At 60.2% G+C, this 18,763-nt stretch carries 18 protein-coding genes; 8 read left to right on the forward strand and 10 right to left on the reverse strand.

Features of this window, described 5'->3' with window-relative positions:
- Together D8V06_RS20675 and D8V06_RS20680 are read left to right on the forward strand one after the other, a co-directional pair.
- Positions 1–1,334: L-serine ammonia-lyase (locus tag D8V06_RS20675; protein WP_177434461.1), on the forward strand; the 1,334-nt coding region annotated here is incomplete at its 5' end.
- Between the two features lie 681 nt (positions 1,335–2,015).
- Positions 2,016–3,119, forward strand: a complete 1,104-nt coding sequence (locus D8V06_RS20680) for a GlxA family transcriptional regulator (protein WP_047534337.1) — start codon at positions 2,016–2,018, stop codon at positions 3,117–3,119.
- 172 nt (positions 3,120–3,291) lie between these two features.
- Here D8V06_RS20680 and D8V06_RS20690 read toward each other — a convergent pair whose 3' ends face one another.
- The 6 genes from D8V06_RS20690 to choX form a co-directional block, all read right to left on the reverse strand.
- Positions 3,292–3,555, reverse strand: coding sequence for a hypothetical protein (locus D8V06_RS20690; RefSeq protein WP_056853901.1), 264 nt, complete (start codon positions 3,553–3,555; stop codon positions 3,292–3,294).
- A gap of 387 nt (positions 3,556–3,942) precedes the next feature.
- Positions 3,943–5,106: a gamma-butyrobetaine dioxygenase gene (locus tag D8V06_RS20700; protein ID WP_056853900.1), complete on the reverse strand. Its 1,164-nt coding sequence runs from the start codon at positions 5,104–5,106 to the stop codon at positions 3,943–3,945.
- A 14-nt stretch (positions 5,107–5,120) separates the two neighbouring features.
- Positions 5,121–5,597: a thioesterase family protein gene (locus D8V06_RS20705; RefSeq protein ID WP_130931695.1), complete on the reverse strand. Its 477-nt coding sequence runs from the start codon at positions 5,595–5,597 to the stop codon at positions 5,121–5,123.
- Positions 5,598–5,727: 130 nt separating this feature from the next.
- Entirely contained in the window at positions 5,728–6,693 is a 966-nt protein-coding gene (locus D8V06_RS20710) for an L-carnitine dehydrogenase (RefSeq protein ID WP_130908426.1), read from the reverse strand.
- A 139-nt stretch (positions 6,694–6,832) separates the two neighbouring features.
- Complete coding sequence (locus D8V06_RS20715) at positions 6,833–7,720, reverse strand: 3-keto-5-aminohexanoate cleavage protein (protein WP_056853897.1); 888 nt, start codon at positions 7,718–7,720, stop codon at positions 6,833–6,835.
- Positions 7,721–7,805: 85 nt separating this feature from the next.
- The gene (gene choX, locus D8V06_RS20720) at positions 7,806–8,750 is read right to left on the reverse strand and encodes a choline ABC transporter substrate-binding protein (protein WP_056853896.1); all 945 of its coding nucleotides are present in this window, start codon (positions 8,748–8,750) and stop codon (positions 7,806–7,808) included.
- Positions 8,751–8,960: 210 nt separating this feature from the next.
- Between choX and D8V06_RS20725 the strand changes: the two genes are divergently transcribed.
- Positions 8,961–9,905 (forward strand): GlxA family transcriptional regulator, encoded by a 945-nt coding sequence (locus D8V06_RS20725; RefSeq protein ID WP_056853895.1) that lies wholly within the window; start codon positions 8,961–8,963, stop codon positions 9,903–9,905.
- A gap of 100 nt (positions 9,906–10,005) precedes the next feature.
- Here D8V06_RS20725 and D8V06_RS20730 read toward each other — a convergent pair whose 3' ends face one another.
- The 4 genes from D8V06_RS20730 to D8V06_RS20745 form a co-directional block, all read right to left on the reverse strand.
- The gene (locus D8V06_RS20730; protein ID WP_130931696.1) at positions 10,006–10,422 is read right to left on the reverse strand and encodes a DUF3010 family protein; all 417 of its coding nucleotides are present in this window, start codon (positions 10,420–10,422) and stop codon (positions 10,006–10,008) included.
- A 33-nt stretch (positions 10,423–10,455) separates the two neighbouring features.
- A complete protein-coding gene (locus D8V06_RS20735; protein ID WP_130906003.1) occupies positions 10,456–10,779 on the reverse strand; it encodes a helix-turn-helix transcriptional regulator in 324 nt (107 codons plus the stop codon).
- Positions 10,763–11,017, reverse strand: coding sequence for a type II toxin-antitoxin system RelE/ParE family toxin (locus tag D8V06_RS20740; RefSeq protein WP_130906002.1), 255 nt, complete (start codon positions 11,015–11,017; stop codon positions 10,763–10,765). Before D8V06_RS20740 ends, D8V06_RS20735 begins: the two co-directional genes overlap by 17 nt.
- A gap of 212 nt (positions 11,018–11,229) precedes the next feature.
- On the reverse strand, positions 11,230–11,631 hold the full coding sequence (locus D8V06_RS20745) for a lysozyme inhibitor LprI family protein (RefSeq protein WP_056853893.1): 402 nt from the start codon (positions 11,629–11,631) through the stop codon (positions 11,230–11,232).
- Between the two features lie 224 nt (positions 11,632–11,855).
- Between D8V06_RS20745 and D8V06_RS20755 the strand changes: the two genes are divergently transcribed.
- From D8V06_RS20755 to D8V06_RS20775, 5 genes are all read left to right on the forward strand, one after another.
- A complete protein-coding gene (locus D8V06_RS20755) occupies positions 11,856–12,833 on the forward strand; it encodes a dipeptidase (RefSeq protein ID WP_056853892.1) in 978 nt (325 codons plus the stop codon).
- A 78-nt stretch (positions 12,834–12,911) separates the two neighbouring features.
- Positions 12,912–13,442, forward strand: a complete 531-nt coding sequence (locus D8V06_RS20760) for a DUF5943 domain-containing protein (RefSeq protein WP_007975505.1) — start codon at positions 12,912–12,914, stop codon at positions 13,440–13,442.
- 15 nt (positions 13,443–13,457) lie between these two features.
- The gene (dgcA, locus tag D8V06_RS20765; RefSeq protein ID WP_056853891.1) at positions 13,458–15,518 is read left to right on the forward strand and encodes a dimethylglycine demethylation protein DgcA; all 2,061 of its coding nucleotides are present in this window, start codon (positions 13,458–13,460) and stop codon (positions 15,516–15,518) included.
- A gap of 209 nt (positions 15,519–15,727) precedes the next feature.
- On the forward strand, positions 15,728–17,674 hold the full coding sequence (gene dgcB / locus D8V06_RS20770) for a dimethylglycine demethylation protein DgcB (protein ID WP_130931697.1): 1,947 nt from the start codon (positions 15,728–15,730) through the stop codon (positions 17,672–17,674).
- Positions 17,674–18,763 (forward strand): electron transfer flavoprotein subunit alpha/FixB family protein (locus tag D8V06_RS20775; RefSeq protein ID WP_130931698.1); only part of this gene is annotated, 1,090 nt, incomplete at its 3' end. The genes dgcB and D8V06_RS20775, both read left to right, overlap by 1 nt.

Genomic DNA, 18,763 nt, shown 5'->3' on the forward strand with positions numbered 1-18,763 from the left:
CTTCCAGTTCGCACACCGTGGGGCCGATGCGCGCGGCGGCGCTGTTCGTCCAGGGTTTGCGCGAGCGGGGACTGCTTGAGCAAGTGCGGCGCGTTGAAGTTCAGCTCTATGGTTCTTTGTCCGCCACTGGCATTGGTCACGGCAGCGACAACGCAGTGATCATGGGTTTGATGGGCGAGTGGCCGGACGCGATCGATCCGTCGCAAATCGGCATCCGCATCGCCACCTTGCGCGAGACCGACACGCTGTTGCTCGACGGACGCCTGTCGGTGCCGTTCATCTGGGCTCGGGACATGCGCCTGATTGACGAAAACCTGCCGTTTCATCCCAACGCCATGACCCTGGTTGTCGAAGGCGATGAAGGCGAGTTGCATCGTGACACCTACTATTCGGTCGGCGGCGGTTTCGTCGTCGACGAGGCACAGGCCTCCAGCGGAGTCGTCGACCTTGATCGCACGGTGTTGCCGTACGACTTTTCCAGCGCCGCCGAGCTGTTGGAACTGTGCAAGAAGCACAACCTGCGCGTGGCGCAATTGATGCTGGCCAACGAAAAGGTCTGGCGCAGCGAAGAGGAGATCCGCAGCGGCCTGATGACGCTGTGGCGCGCCATGCAGGATTGCGTCGAACACGGCCTCAAGCACGAGGGCATTCTGCCCGGTGGCCTGAACGTGCGGCGGCGCGCGGCCAAGTTGCATCGCAGCTTGCAGGAACTGAACAAGCCCAACGTGATCGGCTCCACTCTCAGCGCCATGGAGTGGGTCAACCTGTTCGCCCTCGCGGTCAACGAAGAAAACGCCGCCGGCGGGCGCATGGTCACGGCGCCGACCAATGGCGCGGCGGGAATCATTCCGGCGGTGCTGCACTACTTCATGAAATTCAGCGAAGACGTGACCGACGCCAATGTCGTCGATTACTTCCTCGGCGCGGCAGCGGTCGGGATCCTGTGCAAGAAAAACGCTTCGATCTCCGGTGCCGAGGTGGGTTGCCAGGGTGAAGTGGGTTCGGCCTGCGCCATGGCGGCGGCAGGGCTGGCGGAAATCCTCGGCGCAACACCGGAGCAACTGTGCAACGCGGCGGAAATCGGTCTGGAGCACAATCTTGGGTTGACCTGCGATCCGGTGGGCGGCCTGGTGCAGGTGCCGTGCATCGAGCGCAATGCGATTGCCGCGGTCAAGGCAATCAACGCCGCGCAGATGGCTCTGCGCGGTGACGGTCAGCATTTCATTTCGCTGGACCGGGTGATTCGCACCATGCGCGATACCGGTGCCGATATGCATGACAAATACAAGGAGACCTCGCGGGGTGGGTTGGCGGTGAGCGCCGTGGAGTGCTGAAACCGAGGTGACCCCAATCGCTGGCAAGCCAGCTCCCACAGGTTCTCTGGTGTAGCTGACATCTTGGTCACACCATCATGCCTGTGGGAGCTGGCAAGCCAGCTCTCACAGATTTTCTGGTGTAGCTGACATCTTGGTAACAGCATCATTGCCTGTGGGAGCTGGCAAGCCAGCTCCCACAGATTCTCTGGTGTAGCTGATATCTTGATCACACCATAAATTCCTGTGGGAGCTGGCTTGCCAGCGATAGCGCCAGACCAGTCAAAACTGCGCGCTAAATGAACACTCGATTTAAAAGGCGCCACCTTTTGGCGCGTCGCTAACAGGTAAATCGTGACTGCCCGGTCAGGTATGAAAAACGAAGCTGACCACTCGTCACCTGCGCCTGTGGTGACACTCTTTGCAAAAGCTCCCAGCCCTGTTCCCACAAGTGCTACCGATTTGCTCACACGCAACGGGGCAGAGCACTTGTCTCGCCTGATGGCACTCTTAACCCCTACTCGCCGCGCGTCATATATAGACACATTCCGACGTCGTTTTTAGGAGTTATTGAACGTGCATTCAAATTTAGGCATGGCAATTGCTCTGTCATTACAAAGCCCGTCTCCAGCGTGAGAACGATGGCAATAACAAGAGCCTCCGCCTGAGGCCATCACCCGCTTTGTGTGAGGAGATACCGCGATGACGTCGTTCAACTCCGGGGCCCAACCCCAGAACCGTGCGCCTCAATCCATCGGCTTTCTGCTGCTGGACAATTTCACGCTGATTTCCCTGGCGTCCGCTGTAGAACCATTGCGAATGGCCAACCAGTTGTCGGGCCGGGAGTTGTATCGCTGGACCACACTCACTGTCGATGGCGGCCAGGTCTGGGCCAGTGACGGTTTGCAAATCACCCCTGACGCCTCCATGCACAAAGCACCGCCACTCGACACCGTGATTGTCTGCGGCGGTATCGGCATTCAACGCACTGTTACCCGCGAACACGTGTCATGGCTGCAAAGCCAGGCGCGTCAGTCCCGTCGCCTCGGCGCGGTATGCACTGGCAGCTGGGCCTTGGCTTGCGCCGGTTTGCTGGATGGTTTCGATTGCAGCGTGCACTGGGAATGCCTGGCGGCGATGCAGGAAGCTTTTCCGCGGGTAGCCATGAGTACTCGCCTGTTCACCCTCGACCGCAACCGTTTCACCAGCTCCGGTGGCACCGCGCCGCTGGACATGATGCTGCACCTGATCAGCCGCGATCACGGCCGTGAGTTGTCTGCCGCGATCTCGGAAATGTTTGTCTACGAACGTATCCGCAACGAACAGGATCACCAGCGTGTGCCGCTCAAGCACATGCTCGGCACCAATCAGCCGAAGTTGCAGGAAATCGTTGCGCTCATGGAAGCCAACCTCGAAGAGCCGATCGACCTTGACGAACTGGCGGTGTATGTCGCCGTCTCGCGTCGTCAGCTGGAAAGGCTGTTCCAGAAATACCTGCACTGCTCACCGTCGCGTTACTACCTGAAGCTGCGTCTGATCCGTGCGCGGCAGCTGCTCAAGCAAACGCCGATGTCGATCATCGAGGTGGCGTCGGTGTGTGGCTTCGTTTCCACGCCGCACTTCTCCAAGTGCTACCGCGAATACTTCGGCATACCGCCGCGTGACGAGCGTGTGGGTTCCAACACGACACAGCAAGTGGCGATGATGCCGCTGCCACAAGCGCTGGTACTGTCGCCGCTGTCCGGGCCGTTGTCAGCGCTGAGCCAGGCGCGCAATGAGTCGACGTTTGCCAGCGTAAGGCTCTAAAACTCTCGGGCTACTGTGGCGAGGGAGCTCGCTCCCGCTGGGCTGCGCAGCAGCCCCAAAACCGGCAAATGCGGTCGTTCTGACAATCCGCATTCGCTGTTTTTGCAACCGTTTCGCGGTCGAGCGGGAGCGAGCTCCCTCGCCACAAGGAGAAGTCGCTCAGTGCTGAAAATCAGCCCCTATGGCTCTGCTGATACTGCGCCAACGCCGGCAGCAATTGTTTGTCGATAGCCTGGCGCACGGCCGGCAGGATGGTCGCGCTGCTGGTGTACATCTGCTTGACCATGGTACGCAGCACGATTGCCCGTTCATCGTTCAAGCCCCGCACCGCACACTCGCAAGCCTGCTCGGCGGTGGAACCGATCGGTACTTGAAAACCCAGCGACTTGAGCTGGCCCAACAGGTCTTCCTGGTCAATCAAATCGGCGTGCATCATGACGCAAATCCTTCTTCTGGGAACGGTGTCGTGGTTCGATTCTGGTGGGGGTGCCTGGTGTGGGCAAGGGCGATTTGTCGCAATGGCCGCAATGGCTATGAACAGGTCGTTTTCGACTAACTTGCCAGCGAGCTGAGTGGGCACACTGGACTCAGCTCGCTTCACGAAGGTTTGGTCACCCTCGCATGGCAGCTCCTCAACAGTACCCTCTGCCTCGATCCTGTCACGGCTTGATCGGGGCTTTTTTTATCCGGGTTTTTTGTGTGTCTGTGCAGGTGCCATCGCGGGCAAGCCCTGCTCCTACAGGGTCTTGTGTTGTTCACATTATTATCGAACGACGCAAATCCTGTAGGAGCGAGGCTTGCCCGCGATGAACGATGACGCGGTCTAGCGCTGTAGCACCAAAATGCGCGACAACAACTCATCCCGGTCGACATAGCAGCCCTGGAAATGCCGCGCCCCGGTGGCGGGGTCGAAGGCATTGCGTGCATGCAGGGTGCGGCGGTTGTCGAAGCACCACAGCTCGCCGGGATTGAGCCGCTGCATCAAGCGGAATCGAGGTTCGCGGGTCATCGCAATGAAGCGCCGGTAAGCGCGATAGAGCCTGGGCATCTGCTCCACCGACGCATCGAACGGACCGCGCAGAAAATTCGCCATGCGAATTTCAGAGACCTGTCCCAGTGCATTCAGGGCGATGATCGGGGCCAGGCACCGGTAATCGCTGTGACGGTCCTTGTTGCGAAACTCCACGGGGATTTCGCAAAGGCTTTTGAATGACTCCGGATCTTCCAGGCGCAACGCATCGGCAATGGCAAAACCGTCGACGAAAATACTCTCGCCGCCTTCAGCATCGTTGATCAGGCAATGCAGGAATTGCAGCCCCGGTTGTAGCTCCCGCGTCGGCAAATCACTGTGCAGCGGCAGGTTGAAGGCGGTGTAGGCGTTGCTGTCGGCGTCGGCCCTGGATTGCACATTGAACAGCACGCCGAAATTGCTTTCGCGGATGAACGAAATGCGCTGGGCGATCAGCTTCAAGGAACCGGGTTCGGTGGGTACGCCACGGACCTGGGTCAAGCCGATATCGCGCACCGCCAGCAGCCATTGCAGCAAGGCGTCGTTGTCGGTCATCAGCGCCTGATATTCGAACACCGGCAACGACAAGTCGCTGTGCCAAAGCCGGGCTTTGGGCTTGTTGGCCAAGCGTTCGGCGCGGGACTCGTCGTCATAGGCATGTGCCCTCAGCCAGCCTGGATCGAAGCGGCTGAAGTGGCCGTCCTGCCACTCGATGCACAGGCAACCTTGAGCGTCGACAGTGGTTTGCGCCGGCATCAGGTTTTCCGGCACGTCGACAATTTCCAGCACCTGCTCACGTGTCACGCTATAGACGCATTGCGAGCAGGGGCAGTTGTCACGCAGCCATGGGTGGTGGAAGGGGCTGATGCGATTGTCGGCCCACTTCACCAGAACCCGATCCGCCAAAGCCTGCACGCCTGTCAGCGCGCTGATCAACGGATAAGTACGGAAGTCGGCAAAAGCGGCGGCGGTGTTCAATGGCGATCTCCTGGTTATTTTTTGGGTGGTAACCCGATCACTCGGCCGATGTATTCAGGGGTTGGCAGGTCGGTTTGCTCGGCGACGATGGCTTGCAGCTTGTCCAGGGTCTGTTCGCTGAAGGGCGTGGAACGAGGTCCGGCAAGGTCGACATGCAGAAGCATTTGCTCGTTGCCCGCCAGCTCTTTGTCGTCACCGACCCGATGCAGGCTGTGGTAGAGGTGCAGGCGTTTGCTGTCGTGGGCGATGATCTGGGTATGCACTTCGACATCGGCATCTAGCTTCACCTCGTGCAGGTAATTGAGGTGCAATTCCAGGGTGAACAACGAGTTGCCGCTGGCTTCGCGTTGGTTGCTGTCCATGCCGAGGCGATCCATCAGGGCATCGGTGGCGTAGCTGAAAATCAACAGGTAAAAGGCATCGCGCAGATGGCCGTTGTAGTCGACCCAGTCGGGGATGATTCTGGTCTGGTAGGTGGTGAGGGTGGGCATGTTTATCTCCAGGCACGATCGTTCCCACGCTCTGCGTGGGAACGCCTCCTGTGACGCTCTGCGTCACGTCGTTGGGACGCGGAGCGTCCCGGGCTGCATTCCCACGCAGAGCGTGGGAACGATCAACACATCACTCGCTGAAACTCATCCCGTGCTTCTCTTTGGTGGTCTTCACCGCCTCAAGCACCGCCAGCAGACAATCATCACGATAGCGCTCCAGCGCCGAAATGCTGTGCTTGCCCAACTGATCGCTGGTGCCATCGACCACATCGTCGATCAGCTTGTCAGTCAGTTCGGGGGCCGGCAGATAGGTCCATGGCAACTGCAACGCCGGGCCGAACTGCGACATGAAGTGGCGCATACCGGCATCGCCGCCGGCGAGCGTGTAGGTCAGGAACGTGCCCATGAATGACCAGCGCAGACCCGCGCCAAAACGGATCGCGTCGTCAATCTCGCCGGTGGTTGCCACGCCGTCGTTGACCAGGTGCAGCGCCTCACGCCACAGCGCTTCAAGCAGACGGTCGGCTATGAACCCTGGCACTTCCTTGCGCACGTGCAGCGGGCGCATGCCGAGTGATTCGTAGACCTTCATCGCCGCTTGCACGGCTTCGGGTGCCGTGTTTTTGCCGCCGACGACTTCCACCAATGGCAACAGGTAAACCGGGTTGAACGGGTGACCCACTACGCAGCGTTCCGGGTGGGTCGAGCTCTCGTAAAACTCGCTGGGTAACAAGCCCGAGGTGCTGGAGCCAATCAGGGCATTGGGCTTGGCGGCGGCGCTGATCTTGCTGTGCAGGTCCAGTTTCAGCTCAAGGCGTTCCGGGGCACTTTCCTGGATGAAATCGGCGTCGCGAACACATTCTTCAATGGTCGAGACAAAACGCAGGCGATCCTGCGAGGCACCGGGTGCCAGACCCTGTTTTTCCAGTGCGCCCCAGGCATTGGCGACACGCTTGCGCAATGCGGCTTCGGCACCGGGCGCCGGATCCCAGGCCACCACGTCGAGGCCGTGGGCGAGGGCGCGGGATACCCAACCGCTGCCGATGACACCGCTGCCCAGCGCGGCGAAGGTTTTGATTTCGGTGATAAAGCTCATGGTGATTTCCTGAAAGATTCGATGAACCCCGTAGGAGCAAAGCTTGCTCGCGATAGCGGCATTAAAGTCGCAGACAATGCGTTGGATGTACCGACATCATCGCGAGCAAGCTTTGCTCCTACAGGTTTTATGCAGATGGTTAACCGCGCTGGGTCAGGCCCATTTTCTTGCGGCCTTCAGCCGGGGTCAGTACGCGGGCGCCGAGGCGGCTGAGGATTTCGCTGGCGCGTTCGACCAATTGGCCGTTGGTCGCCAGTACGCCCTTGTCCAGCCACAGGTTGTCTTCCAGGCCGACACGCACGTTGCCGCCCAGCAACACCGCTTGCGCCGCCATCGGCATTTGCATGCGGCCGATGCCGAAGCCAGCCCATACGGCGTCCGCAGGCAGGTTGTCGACCATGGCTTTCATGGTGGTGGTGTCAGCCGGGGCGCCCCACGGGATACCCAGGCACAACTGGAACAGCGGATTGTCGAGCAAGCCTTCCTTGATCATTTGCTTGGCGAACCACAGGTGACCGGTGTCGAAGATTTCCAGCTCAGGCTTAACGCCCAGCTCTTGAATGCGTTTGGCGCCAGCGCGCAGCTGGGCCGGGGTGGACACGTAAATGGTGTCGCCATCACCGAAGTTCAGGGTGCCGCAATCGAGGGTGCAGATTTCCGGCAGCAGTTCTTCGACGTGGGCCAAACGGGTCAGCGGGCCGACCAGGTCGGTGTTCGGGCCGAACTCCATCGGGTTCTCGCCGGCGCCGATTTCCAGGTCGCCGCCCATGCCGGCGGTGAGGTTGACGATGATATCGACGTCAGCTTCGCGGATGCGCTCCATGACCTCGCGGTACAGCGCCACATCACGGCTGAATTTGCCGGTTTGCGGGTCGCGAACGTGGCAGTGAACCACGGTGGCGCCGGCCTTGGCCGCTTCCACGGCGGCAGCGGCAATCTGTTTCGGGGTGACTGGCACGTGTGGGCTCTTGGCGGTCGTGTCGCCAGCACCGGTGAGTGCGCAGGTGATGATGACGTCGTGGTTCATGAGGCGGGTTCCTTCAGGCGTGGTGGTTCCGCTCGCAGCCCTGTCGGGCTGCGAATCGGTGGTTCGGTTCAGAAAAAGGAGCGGGTTACTTACTGGTCAACTGCAGGTTTTCAGCTGCTGGTTTGCCGTCGAAAGTGGTCACACCTTCAAGCCAGCGTTTCTTGTCCTGCGGGTGATCCTTGAGCCATTGCCTGGCCGATTCGAAAGCGTCCTTGTGGTCCAGCAGCGGTTGCATCATCCGGCTCTCGTCTTCGGCGGAGAAGGTCAGGTTGCTCAGCAGGCGGCCGATGTTCGGGCACTGCTCGGCGTATTTCGGCGCGGTGACGGTCCATACCGTGGCCTTGCCTTCGTCCGGCCCAAGGGCGTTTTCGCTGCCGGAGAGGTAGGTCATGTCCACGTTGACGTTCATCGGGTGCGGCGCCCAGCCGAAGAACACTACGGCTTCCTTGCGGCGCACGGCGCGATCGACGGCGGCAAGCATCCCGGCCTCGCTGGACTCGACCAACTGGAACTTGCCAAGGCCGAACTGGTTCTTGCTGATCATCGCCTTGATCTGGGTATTGGCCCCCGAACCAGGCTCGATGCCGTAAATCTTGCCGCCCAGTTCTTTTTCGAATTTGGCGATGTCGGCGAAGGTTTTCAGGCCTTTGTCGGCGAGGTAGGTCGGAACGGCGAGGGTGGCGCGGGCATCTTTCAGGCTTGGCGCTTCGAGCACCTTGACCTGGTTGGCCTCGACGAACGGCGTAATGGTCTGGGTCATCAGCGGGTTCCAGTAACCCAGGAACAGGTCGAGACGCTGATCGCGGATCCCGGCGAAGATGATTTGCTGGGAGGCGCTGGTTTGTTTGGTGTTGTAGCCGAGGCCGTCGAGCAATACCTGGGTCAACGCGCTGGTGGCGATGACGTCGGTCCAGTTCACCACGCCCATGCGCACGTTCTGGCAAGAGGCGGGTTCGGCGGCCATGACGCTGGCGCTCAGCAAAGCGGTACCACTGAGTGCAAGAACACAGCTGCTGATCAGTCGTTTCATTCTCAGGTTCCTCGGCAGTTTCATTATTGTGGATCCGGTCATCTTTGCGTGCCGGTGATGCCAAGTTACGCAGCAACGCACCGATGAAAGCGCACTGCGGCGACCAGCTCTTGCACTGCAGCGACCTGACCTCTTGAATGCCGCTGGCAAGTGGCGTATCAACGTCCTCACGCTACCCGCCCTCTCGCTACTAGCCATCGAGTGCGCTCCATGTCCCAGGATTTCTATTTCTTGTTGATGCCGGGTTTCTCGGCCATTGGATTTATCTCGGCCATCGAGCCGTTGCGGGTCGCCAATCGTTTTCGTGGCGAGTTGTATCGCTGGCATGTGCTGAGTGCCGATGGCGGGGCGGTGTTGGCCAGCAACGGCATGTCGGTCAACGCCGATGCGGCGCTGGAGCCACTGAAAAAAGGCGCGACCTTGTTGGTGGTCGCCGGCTTCGAACCGTTGAAGTTCGCCACTCCGGTGCTGGAGCACTGGCTGCGCCGCCTGGACAACGAGGGCGTGACCCTCGGCGCCATCGACACCGGCAGCTTCATCCTCGCCGAAGCGGGCCTGCTCGAGGGTCATCGTCTGACGCTGCACTGGGAAGCCATCGACGCCTTTAAGGAATCCTATCCACAGCTGAGCGTTACCCAGGAGCTGTTCGAGATTGATCGTCGGCGCATCACTTCCGCTGGCGGCACCGCCTCTATCGATTTAATGCTCGATTTGATCGCCCAGGCCCATGGCCCGGAACTGGCGATCCAGGTCAGCGAGCAGTTCGTGCTCGGCCGCATCCGCCCGCGCAAAGACCACCAGCGCATGGAAGTCGCGACACGCTATGGCATCAGCAACAAGAAGCTGGTGCACGTGATCGGCGAGATGGAACAGCACAGCGAACCGCCGCTGAGCACGCTGGAATTGGCGGAATCGATCAAGGTGACGCGGCGACAGTTGGAGCGACTGTTTCGGTTGCACCTGAACGATACGCCGAGCAATTTCTATCTGCGGTTACGGTTGGAAAAAGCGCGGCAATTGCTGCGCCAGACGGACATGAGCGTTCTGGAAGTGAGCATTGCCTGTGGGTTTGAGTCGCCATCGTATTTCACCCGCAGCTATCGGGCGAAATATGAGCGATGTCCGCGAGAAGACAGGCGTACCGCTAAAGCGTAAACACCCGAGGCCCCTGTAGGAGCGAGGCTTGCACGCGAAAAGGCCAGTTCTGACACTCCGCCTTCGCTGGCAAGCCTCGCTCCTACGGGATTTGCGTCGTCTACTTTTTCAATAACGCCGAACACGCCGCCTTGTAAGCCTCATGCTGATACTTGTTCAGCGTCTCTGGCAGCTGGACACTGAATTTCTTGCACTGCGCCGTGATGGTCTGCGGAGACAGCAGCGTCACCTCGCAATTCTCCAATAACTGGAAAACCCCTTCGATCTTGAACGTGGTCGGCCCACCGGCGAATTCGCCTTTCTTGCCGCGCTTCTTGATCGCGATGCGGTCGATGGAGTTCTCCCGGACAAACGACGCCACCTGCGCGGCGAACAACTTGACGTTGGCCGCCTCGTCATCATCGTCCAGGGCAATTTTCTTGGTATTGAGGGCGACGTGACCCAGGTTCGTACCGTCGAGAGACGCCACGGCAATGATCGCTTCGCTGCCCTTGATTTCGATGCCACAGACTTTCATGTTGAATCCCTTGACTGGCTGATGGCGTGAAGCTTACAGCTCAAGTTGACTGGCGGTGATCCCAAAAGCCGCCGCGATTTTTTCGCGTGTGGCCTTGCGAGGCTTGGCAACGGTTTCCTGCTGAGCGAAAGCCGGTTGGGAAATGCCCATGCGTTTGGCCACTTCATCCTGAGTAAGGTTCAAGTGTTCGCGCCAGGCGCGGATGGGAGTGGCGCCATCGACGATACGACTGACAACATCATGAGGGATCAAGTCGGGTTCGATCTTCTGCGCCACATATTGCGCATAAGGAATGACCACGAAGGCTGGATTGCCTTCGGCGTCATTGATGATTTGGATGTCAGTAGGTGCGTTCATCGCGTTTTTTGACCTCTTGAATACTGACCACTTTGATCGCGCCCTCCCAATCGAACATGACCCGATAGTTACCGACACGCAGTCTATAGGCGAAGTCATGACCGACCAGTGCTTTGACATTGCCTACATCAGGCATGTCTGCCAGCGCCGTGATTGCATCACGGACCTGGCACTGATGAGCGGAATGCAATTTCAGCAGTTGCTTAACGGCCTTTCGAGTCCAGTGAATGCTGTTCATGGAAGAATATAAGTCTTTTATAAGATTTGCGAATCTTTACTTATATTTTGCAGTTGGCCAATTCACAACAATTGTCAGCATGTTGCGTGAAAAGCCCATCGGTTGGGGCTTTCAAGTAATACGTGTAGGTGAGGTCAGAACGTGTTGTGGGAAGAGGGGAAAACGATGCTGAAAGCTGGATGCGGTTCCAACTTTCAGCGGAAGATTAAGGACTATTCCTGCCCAATCGACTCCAAAAACTCCGACCGTTCATCACTCATTCGTGCCACACAATCGTTCTGCGCCATGGTGAACGCCTTGCTGCCGGTTGTCGCCGGGAAGGCTTCGACGGCGCAGTCGGCGTCGCGGGTTTTCAGCCATTGGGCTTGGGCGGCCTTGATTTTGGCGGTGATGTCGGCCAGTTGCGACGGGTTCTTGCCGTAGAGCGACTGCATGCGCTCGTTCAGGCTCTTGAGGTTTTCGCTGAGCAGGTCTTCGGCGGTGGTTTTGCTGAAGGCCGAGCATTCCAGGGTCTGGACGTCGTTTTCGACTTTGTCGCAGGGATTGTCGTCGGACTCCTGCGCTGCGTGTACGCCGGTCGCAATCAATGCCAAAGCCACAAGGATGGATTTCATTCAGGTCGCCGCTCTATTCCAATGATGCGGCGAATTCTGGCGCAAGCGGACGGCCTTGAACAGGTCGCCAACAGTGCCTGGCGACGACCCTTTGTCGCGGATTGACGCTTTCGGCAATTCCCCTGTCGTTTTTGCACCCGGCTGCCCCCGCACCGAGGCATATGCTGGCCCCAAAGCGCCGGCAGACGATTCGGCGCATGAATCGCTAACAAGGGGACAGCCTGATGAGCCCAGCCGAATTGCACGCCGACAGCATCGTTATCGACGGGCTGATTATTGCCAAGTGGAACCGTGAACTGTTCGAAGACATGCGCAAGGGCGGCCTGACCGCAGCCAACTGCACCGTGTCGGTGTGGGAGGGCTTCCAGGCCACCGTCAACAACATTGCCGCCAGCCAGAAACTGATCCGCGAGAACAGCGACCTGGTGATGCCGGTGCGCACCACGGCAGACATTCGCAAGGCCAAGGAAGTCGGCAAGACCGGCATCCTTTTCGGTTTCCAGAATGCCCACGCCTTTGAAGACCAGATCGGCTATGTCGAGGTGTTCAAGCAGCTCGGGGTTGGCATCGTGCAGATGTGCTACAACACCCAGAACCTGGTGGGCACCGGTTGCTACGAGCGTGACGGCGGCCTGTCGGGCTTCGGTCGTGAAATCGTTGCCGAGATGAACCGTGTCGGCGTGATGTGCGACTTGTCCCACGTTGGCTCCAAGACTTCCGAAGAAGTCATCCTCGAATCGAAAAAACCGGTCTGCTACTCCCATTGCCTGCCGTCGGGGCTCAAGGAGCACCCGCGCAACAAGTCCGATGAAGAACTGAAGTTCATTGCCGACCACGGTGGTTTCGTCGGCGTGACCATGTTCGCGCCGTTCCTCGCCAAGGGCATTGATTCGACCATCGACGACTACGCCGAAGCCATCGAGTACACCATGAACATCGTCGGTGAAGACGCCATCGGCATCGGCACCGATTTCACCCAGGGTCACGGCCAGGACTTCTTCGAATACCTGACCCATGACAAGGGCTATGCCCGCCGCCTGACCAGCTTCGGCAAGATCATCAACCCGCTGGGCATCCGCACCGTCGGCGAGTTCCCGAACCTGACCGAAACCCTGCTCAAGCGCGGCCATTCCGAGCGCGTGGTGCGCAAGATCATGGGCGAAAACTGGGTCAATGTCCTAAAGGACGTCTGGGGCGAATAAGCCACCGCACTTCTGAATCCTTTCCTGCGGCCGTCCGCGCCGCAGGCAACACAACGAATTTTCTGGAGTTAAGTTTCCATGGCCAAGATCGCCCCGCAATTGCCTATCGAAGTCGACAGCGAAACCGGTGTCTGGACCTCCGACGCCCTGCCGATGCTGTACGTGCCACGGCATTTCTTCGTCAACAACCACATGGGCATCGAGGAAGTGCTGGGCGCCGAAGCCTATGCCGAAATCCTCTACAAGGCCGGCTACAAATCCGCCTGGCACTGGTGTGAAAAAGAAGCCGAGTGCCACGGCCTGGAAGGCGTCGCGGTGTTCGAGCACTACATGAAGCGTTTGTCGCAACGTGGTTGGGGCCTGTTCAAGATCCAGGACATCGACCTCGACAAAGGCACCGCCAGCGTCAAGCTTGAACACTCGGCATTCGTCTACGTGTACGGCAAGGTCGGGCGCAAGGTCGACTACATGTTCACTGGCTGGTTTGCCGGTGCGATGGACCAGATCCTCGCCGCCCGCGGCAGCAAGATCCGCACCGTGGCCGAGCAAGTCTACGGTGGCTCCGAAGAGGGCCACGAAGACGGCTTGTTCATCGTCAAGCCGTTGTAAGTCGAGGAACCCGCCATGGCTTTCGAAGCAATGTTCCAGCCGATCCAGATCGGCAAACTGACCATCCGCAACCGCGTGCTCAGCACCGCGCACGCCGAGGTTTACGCGACCGACGGCGGCATGACCACCGACCGGTACGTCAAGTATTACGAAGAGAAGGCCAAGGGCGGGATCGGCCTGGCGATCTGCGGCGGTTCGTCCGTGGTTGCCATCGACAGCCCGCAGGAGTGGTGGAGTTCGGTCAACCTGTCCACCGACCGCATCATTCCGCATTTCCAGAACCTGGCCGACGCCATGCACAAGCACGGCGCCAAGATCATGATCCAGATTACCCACATGGGCCGTCGCTCGCGCTGGGATGGTTTCAACTGGCCGACCCTGATGTCGCCGTCTGGCGTGCGTGAGCCGGTGCACCGTGCCACTTGCAAGACCATCGAGCCGGAAGAGATCTGGCGGGTGATCGGCAACTACGCGCAAGCCGCGCGCCGTGCCAAGGCCGGTGGCCTGGACGGTGTCGAACTGTCGGCCGTGCACCAGCACATGATCGACCAGTTCTGGAGCCCGCGCGTCAACAAGCGTACCGACGAATGGGGCGGCACCTTCGAAGGCCGGATGAAGTTCGGTCTGGAAGTCTTGAAAGCCGTGCGCGCCGAGGTCGGCGACGATTTCTGCGTCGGCATGCGCATCTGCGGTGACGAGTTCCACCCGGACGGTCTGTCCCATGAAGACATGAAGCAGATCGCCAAGTATTACGACGACACCGGCATGCTCGACTTTATCGGCGTCGTGGGTTCGGGTTGTGACACTCACAACACCCTGGCCAACGTGATTCCGAACATGAGTTATCCACCGGAGCCGTTCCTGCACCTGGCGGCCGGTATCAAGGAAGTGGTCAAGGTTCCGGTGCTGCACGCGCAGAACATCAAGGACCCGAACCAGGCCACGCGTATTCTGGAAGGCGGTTACGTCGACATGGTCGGCATGACCCGCGCGCACATCGCCGACCCGCACCTGATCGCCAAGATCAAGATGGGCCAGATCGACCAGATCAAACAATGTGTCGGCGCCAACTATTGCATCGATCGTCAGTACCAAGGCCTGGATGTGTTGTGCATCCAGAACGCGGCGACCTCCCGTGAATACATGGGCCTGCCGCACATCATCGAAAAAACCACCGGCGTGAAACGCAAAGTGGTGGTGGTCGGCGCCGGTCCTGCGGGGATGGAAGCCGCTCGTGTTGCCGCCGAACGTGGCCACGACGTCACCCTGTTCGAGAAGAAAGAATTCATCGGCGGGCAAATCACCACCGCCTCGAAGGCGCCGCAACGGGACCAGATCGCCGGTATTACCCGCTGGTATCAACTGGAACTGGCACGCTTGAAAGTCGACCTGCGCCTGGGGACCGCGGCAGATGCGCCAACCATCATGGACCTGCGTCCGGACGTGGTAGTGCTGGCCGTCGGCGGCCATCCGTTCATCGAGCAGAACGAACACTGGGGCGCGGCTGAAGGTTTGGTGGTCAGCAGCTGGGACATCCTCGACGGCAAGGTGGCGCCAGGCAAGAACGTGCTGGTCTACGACACCATTTGCGAGTTCACCGGCATGTCCACCGCCGACTTCATTGCCGACAAGGGCAGCCAGGTCGAGATTGTCACCGACGACATCAAGCCGGGCGTCGCCATCGGGGGTACGTCGTTCCCGACTTACTACCGCAGCATGTACCCGAAAGAAGTGATCATGACCGGCGACATGATGCTGGAGAAGGTCTACCGCGAAGGCGACAAGCTCGTAGCGGTGCTGGAAAACGAATACACCGGCGCCAAAGAGGAGCGGGTAGTCGATCAGGTGGTCATCGAAAACGGTGTGCGCCCGGACGAGGAAATCTACTACGCGATGAAGGAAGGCTCGCGCAACAAAGGCCAGATCGACGTCGAAGCCTTGTTCGCGATCAAGCCGCAACCTTGCCTGGAGCAGAGCGGCGACGGCTATCTGTTGTTCCGTATCGGCGACTGCGTGGCCCAGCGTAACGTGCATGCGGCGATCTATGACGCATTGCGGCTGTGCAAGGATTTCTAACGGATAACCACCATCACCTGTGGCGAGGGAGCTTGCTCCCGCTGGGCTGCGAAGCGGCCCCAAAACCTGCAGTCGAGGTGCATCAGATATGCAACTGCGGCTGTTTTGGGAGCGCTTCGCGCTCCAGCGGGAGCGAGCTCCCTCGCCACAAGTAGTGCGTTGCTCTTACCAGCACGCACACGACCCTGCGGTCTTTGGGAGCAACACCTATGTTGAACACCCTTCTTCCAATCCTGTTGTTCGCTGCCCTGGGCCTTGCGGTTCTCGGCGCGTTGCGGCGGGTAGCCATGTGGCGCCGGGGCCGAGCCTCGAAGGTCGACCTGATCGGCGGTCTGTTCGCCATGCCCAAGCGTTACATGGTCGACTTGCACCACGTCGTCGCGCGGGACAAGTACATCGCCAACACCCACGTCGCCACGGCCGGCGGCGCGGTGGCGTCGATCGTGCTGGCGATTGTGGTGCACGGTTTCGGTCTGCATAACCGCATCCTCGGTTATGCCTTGTTGTTGATGTCGGCGGTGATGTTCGTCGGCGCGATCTTCGTTTACCTGCGTCGGCGCAATCCACCTTCGCGCCTGTCGAAAGGCCCGTGGATGCGCCTGCCGAAAAGCCTGCTGGCGTTCTCGGCCTCGTTCTTCCTGCTGACCCTGCCGGTGGCCGGGATCCTCCCGGAAAACTTCGGTGGCTGGCTGTTGGCGGCGATTCTTGGTGTCGGCGTGTTGTGGGGCGTGTCGGAACTGTTCTTCGGCATGACCTGGGGCGGGCCGATGAAACACGCCTTCGCCGGCGCCCTGCACCTGGCCTGGCACCGTCGCGCCGAGCGTTTTGGCGGCGGTCGTTCCACCGGCTTGAAGCCGCTGGACCTGAATGACCCGAATGCGCCACTGGGCGTGGAAAAACCCAAGGATTTCACCTGGAACCAGCTACTCGGTTTCGACGCCTGCGTGCAGTGCGGCAAGTGTGAAGCGGCGTGCCCGGCCTTCGCCGCTGGCCAACCGCTGAACCCGAAAAAGCTGATTCAAGACATGGTCGTCGGCCTTGCTGGCGGCACCGATGCGAAATTCGCCGGCAGCCCGTATCCAGGCAAACCAATTGGCGAGCATGCGGGTAATCCGCATCAGCCGATCGTCAACGGCCTGGTGGACGCCGAAACCCTGTGGTCGTGCACCACCTGCCGCGCCTGCGTCGAGGAATGCCCGATGATGATCGAGCACGTCGACGCCATCGTCGACATGCGGCGCCATCTGACCCTGGAAAAGGGCGCGACCCCGAACAAGGGCGCCGAAGTCCTGGAAAACCTGATCGCCACCGACAACCCGGGCGGTTTCGCACCGGGCGGACGGATGAACTGGGCGGCGGATTTGAACCTCAACCTGCTCAGCGAAAAGAAATCCACCGACGTGCTGTTCTGGGTCGGCGATGGCGCCTTCGACATGCGCAACCAGCGCACCTTGCGCGCGTTTGTCAAAGTGCTGAAAGCGGCGAAAATCGACTTCGCCGTACTCGGCCTCGAAGAGCGCGACAGCGGCGACGTGGCGCGACGCCTGGGCGATGAAGCGACCTTCCAGTTGCTGGCCAAGCGCAACATTCAGACCCTGGCCAAGTACAGCTTCAACCGCATCGTCACCTGCGATCCGCACAGCTTCCACGTGCTGAAAAACGAATACGGCGCCTTCGACGGCAACTACCTGGTGCAGCACCACAGCACCTACATGGCAGAAGTCATCGAGGCCGGCGCGCTCAATCTCGGCCAGCACAAAGGCGACAGCGTGACCTATCACGACCCGTGTTACCTGGGGCGCTACAACGGCGAATACGAGGCGCCACGTCAGGTCCTGCGTGCGCTCGGGATTGAAGTCAAAGAGATGCAACGTTCCGGTTTCCGCTCGCGCTGCTGCGGCGGCGGCGGCGGTGCGCCGATCACCGACATTCCGGGCAAGCAGCGGATTCCCGACATGCGCATGGAAGACATCCGCGAGACCGGCGCCGAACTGGTGGCCGTGGGTTGTCCACAGTGCACGGCAATGCTCGAAGGCGTGGTCGAACCGCGGCCACTGATCAAGGACATCGCCGAACTGGTGGCCGATGCGCTGCTTGAAGAGGACGCGGCCAAGCCCGCCGCGCCGGCCAAACGTGAACCCGCGGAGGTGCATTGATGAGCGACATTATCCGCCGCGACCCCCGTGCCGAATGGATCGCCCGTAACCGTCTGCATCCGCTGCACGCCGCCATGCAACCGGCGCAGCACAGCTGGATGGGCCCTAACGGGGTCATCCGCAAGAATCCCCATGGCATCGGCTTTATCGGCCCCAATGGGATCAAGCGCATCGACCGCAGTGGCGCTCAACAGGGCGGGACCGCCAAGCGCACCGCCGCCGTTGAAGTGCAATTGCCGCTGCATCAAGTGACCCAGCCCGCGTTCTACATCTGCGTGGTGCCGGACATGGTCGGTGGCCGTTTGGGCAGCCACGACCGCGATCTGTTGGGTCTGGCCCATCAGCTTGCCGGCAAGGACGGCGCCGTGTTGGCCGTGGTCTTTGGTGAACACAAGGAAAGTACGTTTGCCAACGCAGGTGTCGATCGCCTGCTGGTGCTTGATGGCGAAGCATTCAATGGTTATGCACCGGAGCAGCGGGTCCAGGGCCTGCGAGCTGTGGATAACCAGTTCAATCCGCGCCACTGGCTACTGCCGGACAGCCGCAGCGGTGGCGGCGAATTGGGTCGGCGTTTTGCCGCGGCGCTGGGCGAACGTCCGGCCACGCGTGTCTGGCAGGTCAAGGATGAGCAATGCATCGGCCGCGCCGGCGCCGGTCTGCAAGACTTGGCCCGCCCGTTAGCGCGTTTGATTCTGGCCGCCGTTGAATGCGCCGAACCGGTCAGCGAAACCCGTCACGAAGCGTTGCCGGTTGAGTTATCCACAACCGTCGCCCGCAGTCTCTCGCGCATCGAGGATCTGGGGGCGGTGGCGGTGGACCCGGCGGCGATTCCCATGGCCGAAGCCGAATTCATTTTCTCCGGCGGCAACGGGGTCAAGGATTGGGATTTGTTCCACCAGACCGCCGCGGCGCTCGGTGCCACCGAAGGTGCTTCGCGGGTGGCGGTGGACGATGGCTTCATGGCCCGCGACCGCCAGGTGGGTGCGTCAGGTACCTGGGTTACCGCGCGGGTGTACGTGGCGGTGGGTATTTCCGGGGCGATCCAGCACCTGCAAGGCATCGGTGCCTGCGACAAGGTGGTGGCGATCA

It is taken from the genome of Pseudomonas sp. Sample_24 (genome assembly GCF_004307605.1).
Lineage (GTDB): Bacteria > Pseudomonadota > Gammaproteobacteria > Pseudomonadales > Pseudomonadaceae > Aquipseudomonas.

Bases quoted from the DNA above. Each gene is read 5' to 3' on its own strand.
- D8V06_RS20680 (WP_047534337.1), top strand. From the start codon at position 2,016: ATGACGTCGTTCAACTCCGGGGCCCAACCCCAGAACCGTGCGCCTCAA.
- D8V06_RS20690 (WP_056853901.1), bottom strand. From the start codon at position 3,555: ATGATGCACGCCGATTTGATTGACCAGGAAGACCTGTTGGGCCAGCTC.
- D8V06_RS20705 (WP_130931695.1), bottom strand. From the start codon at position 5,597: ATGCCCACCCTCACCACCTACCAGACCAGAATCATCCCCGACTGGGTC.
- D8V06_RS20710 (WP_130908426.1), bottom strand. From the start codon at position 6,693: ATGAGCTTTATCACCGAAATCAAAACCTTCGCCGCGCTGGGCAGCGGT.
- D8V06_RS20715 (WP_056853897.1), bottom strand. From the start codon at position 7,720: ATGAACCACGACGTCATCATCACCTGCGCACTCACCGGTGCTGGCGAC.
- choX (WP_056853896.1), bottom strand. From the start codon at position 8,750: ATGAAACGACTGATCAGCAGCTGTGTTCTTGCACTCAGTGGTACCGCT.
- D8V06_RS20725 (WP_056853895.1), top strand. From the start codon at position 8,961: ATGTCCCAGGATTTCTATTTCTTGTTGATGCCGGGTTTCTCGGCCATT.
- D8V06_RS20730 (WP_130931696.1), bottom strand. From the start codon at position 10,422: ATGAAAGTCTGTGGCATCGAAATCAAGGGCAGCGAAGCGATCATTGCC.
- D8V06_RS20735 (WP_130906003.1), bottom strand. From the start codon at position 10,779: ATGAACGCACCTACTGACATCCAAATCATCAATGACGCCGAAGGCAAT.
- D8V06_RS20740 (WP_130906002.1), bottom strand. From the start codon at position 11,017: ATGAACAGCATTCACTGGACTCGAAAGGCCGTTAAGCAACTGCTGAAA.
- D8V06_RS20745 (WP_056853893.1), bottom strand. From the start codon at position 11,631: ATGAAATCCATCCTTGTGGCTTTGGCATTGATTGCGACCGGCGTACAC.
- D8V06_RS20755 (WP_056853892.1), top strand. From the start codon at position 11,856: ATGAGCCCAGCCGAATTGCACGCCGACAGCATCGTTATCGACGGGCTG.
- D8V06_RS20760 (WP_007975505.1), top strand. From the start codon at position 12,912: ATGGCCAAGATCGCCCCGCAATTGCCTATCGAAGTCGACAGCGAAACC.
- dgcA (WP_056853891.1), top strand. From the start codon at position 13,458: ATGGCTTTCGAAGCAATGTTCCAGCCGATCCAGATCGGCAAACTGACC.
- dgcB (WP_130931697.1), top strand. From the start codon at position 15,728: ATGTTGAACACCCTTCTTCCAATCCTGTTGTTCGCTGCCCTGGGCCTT.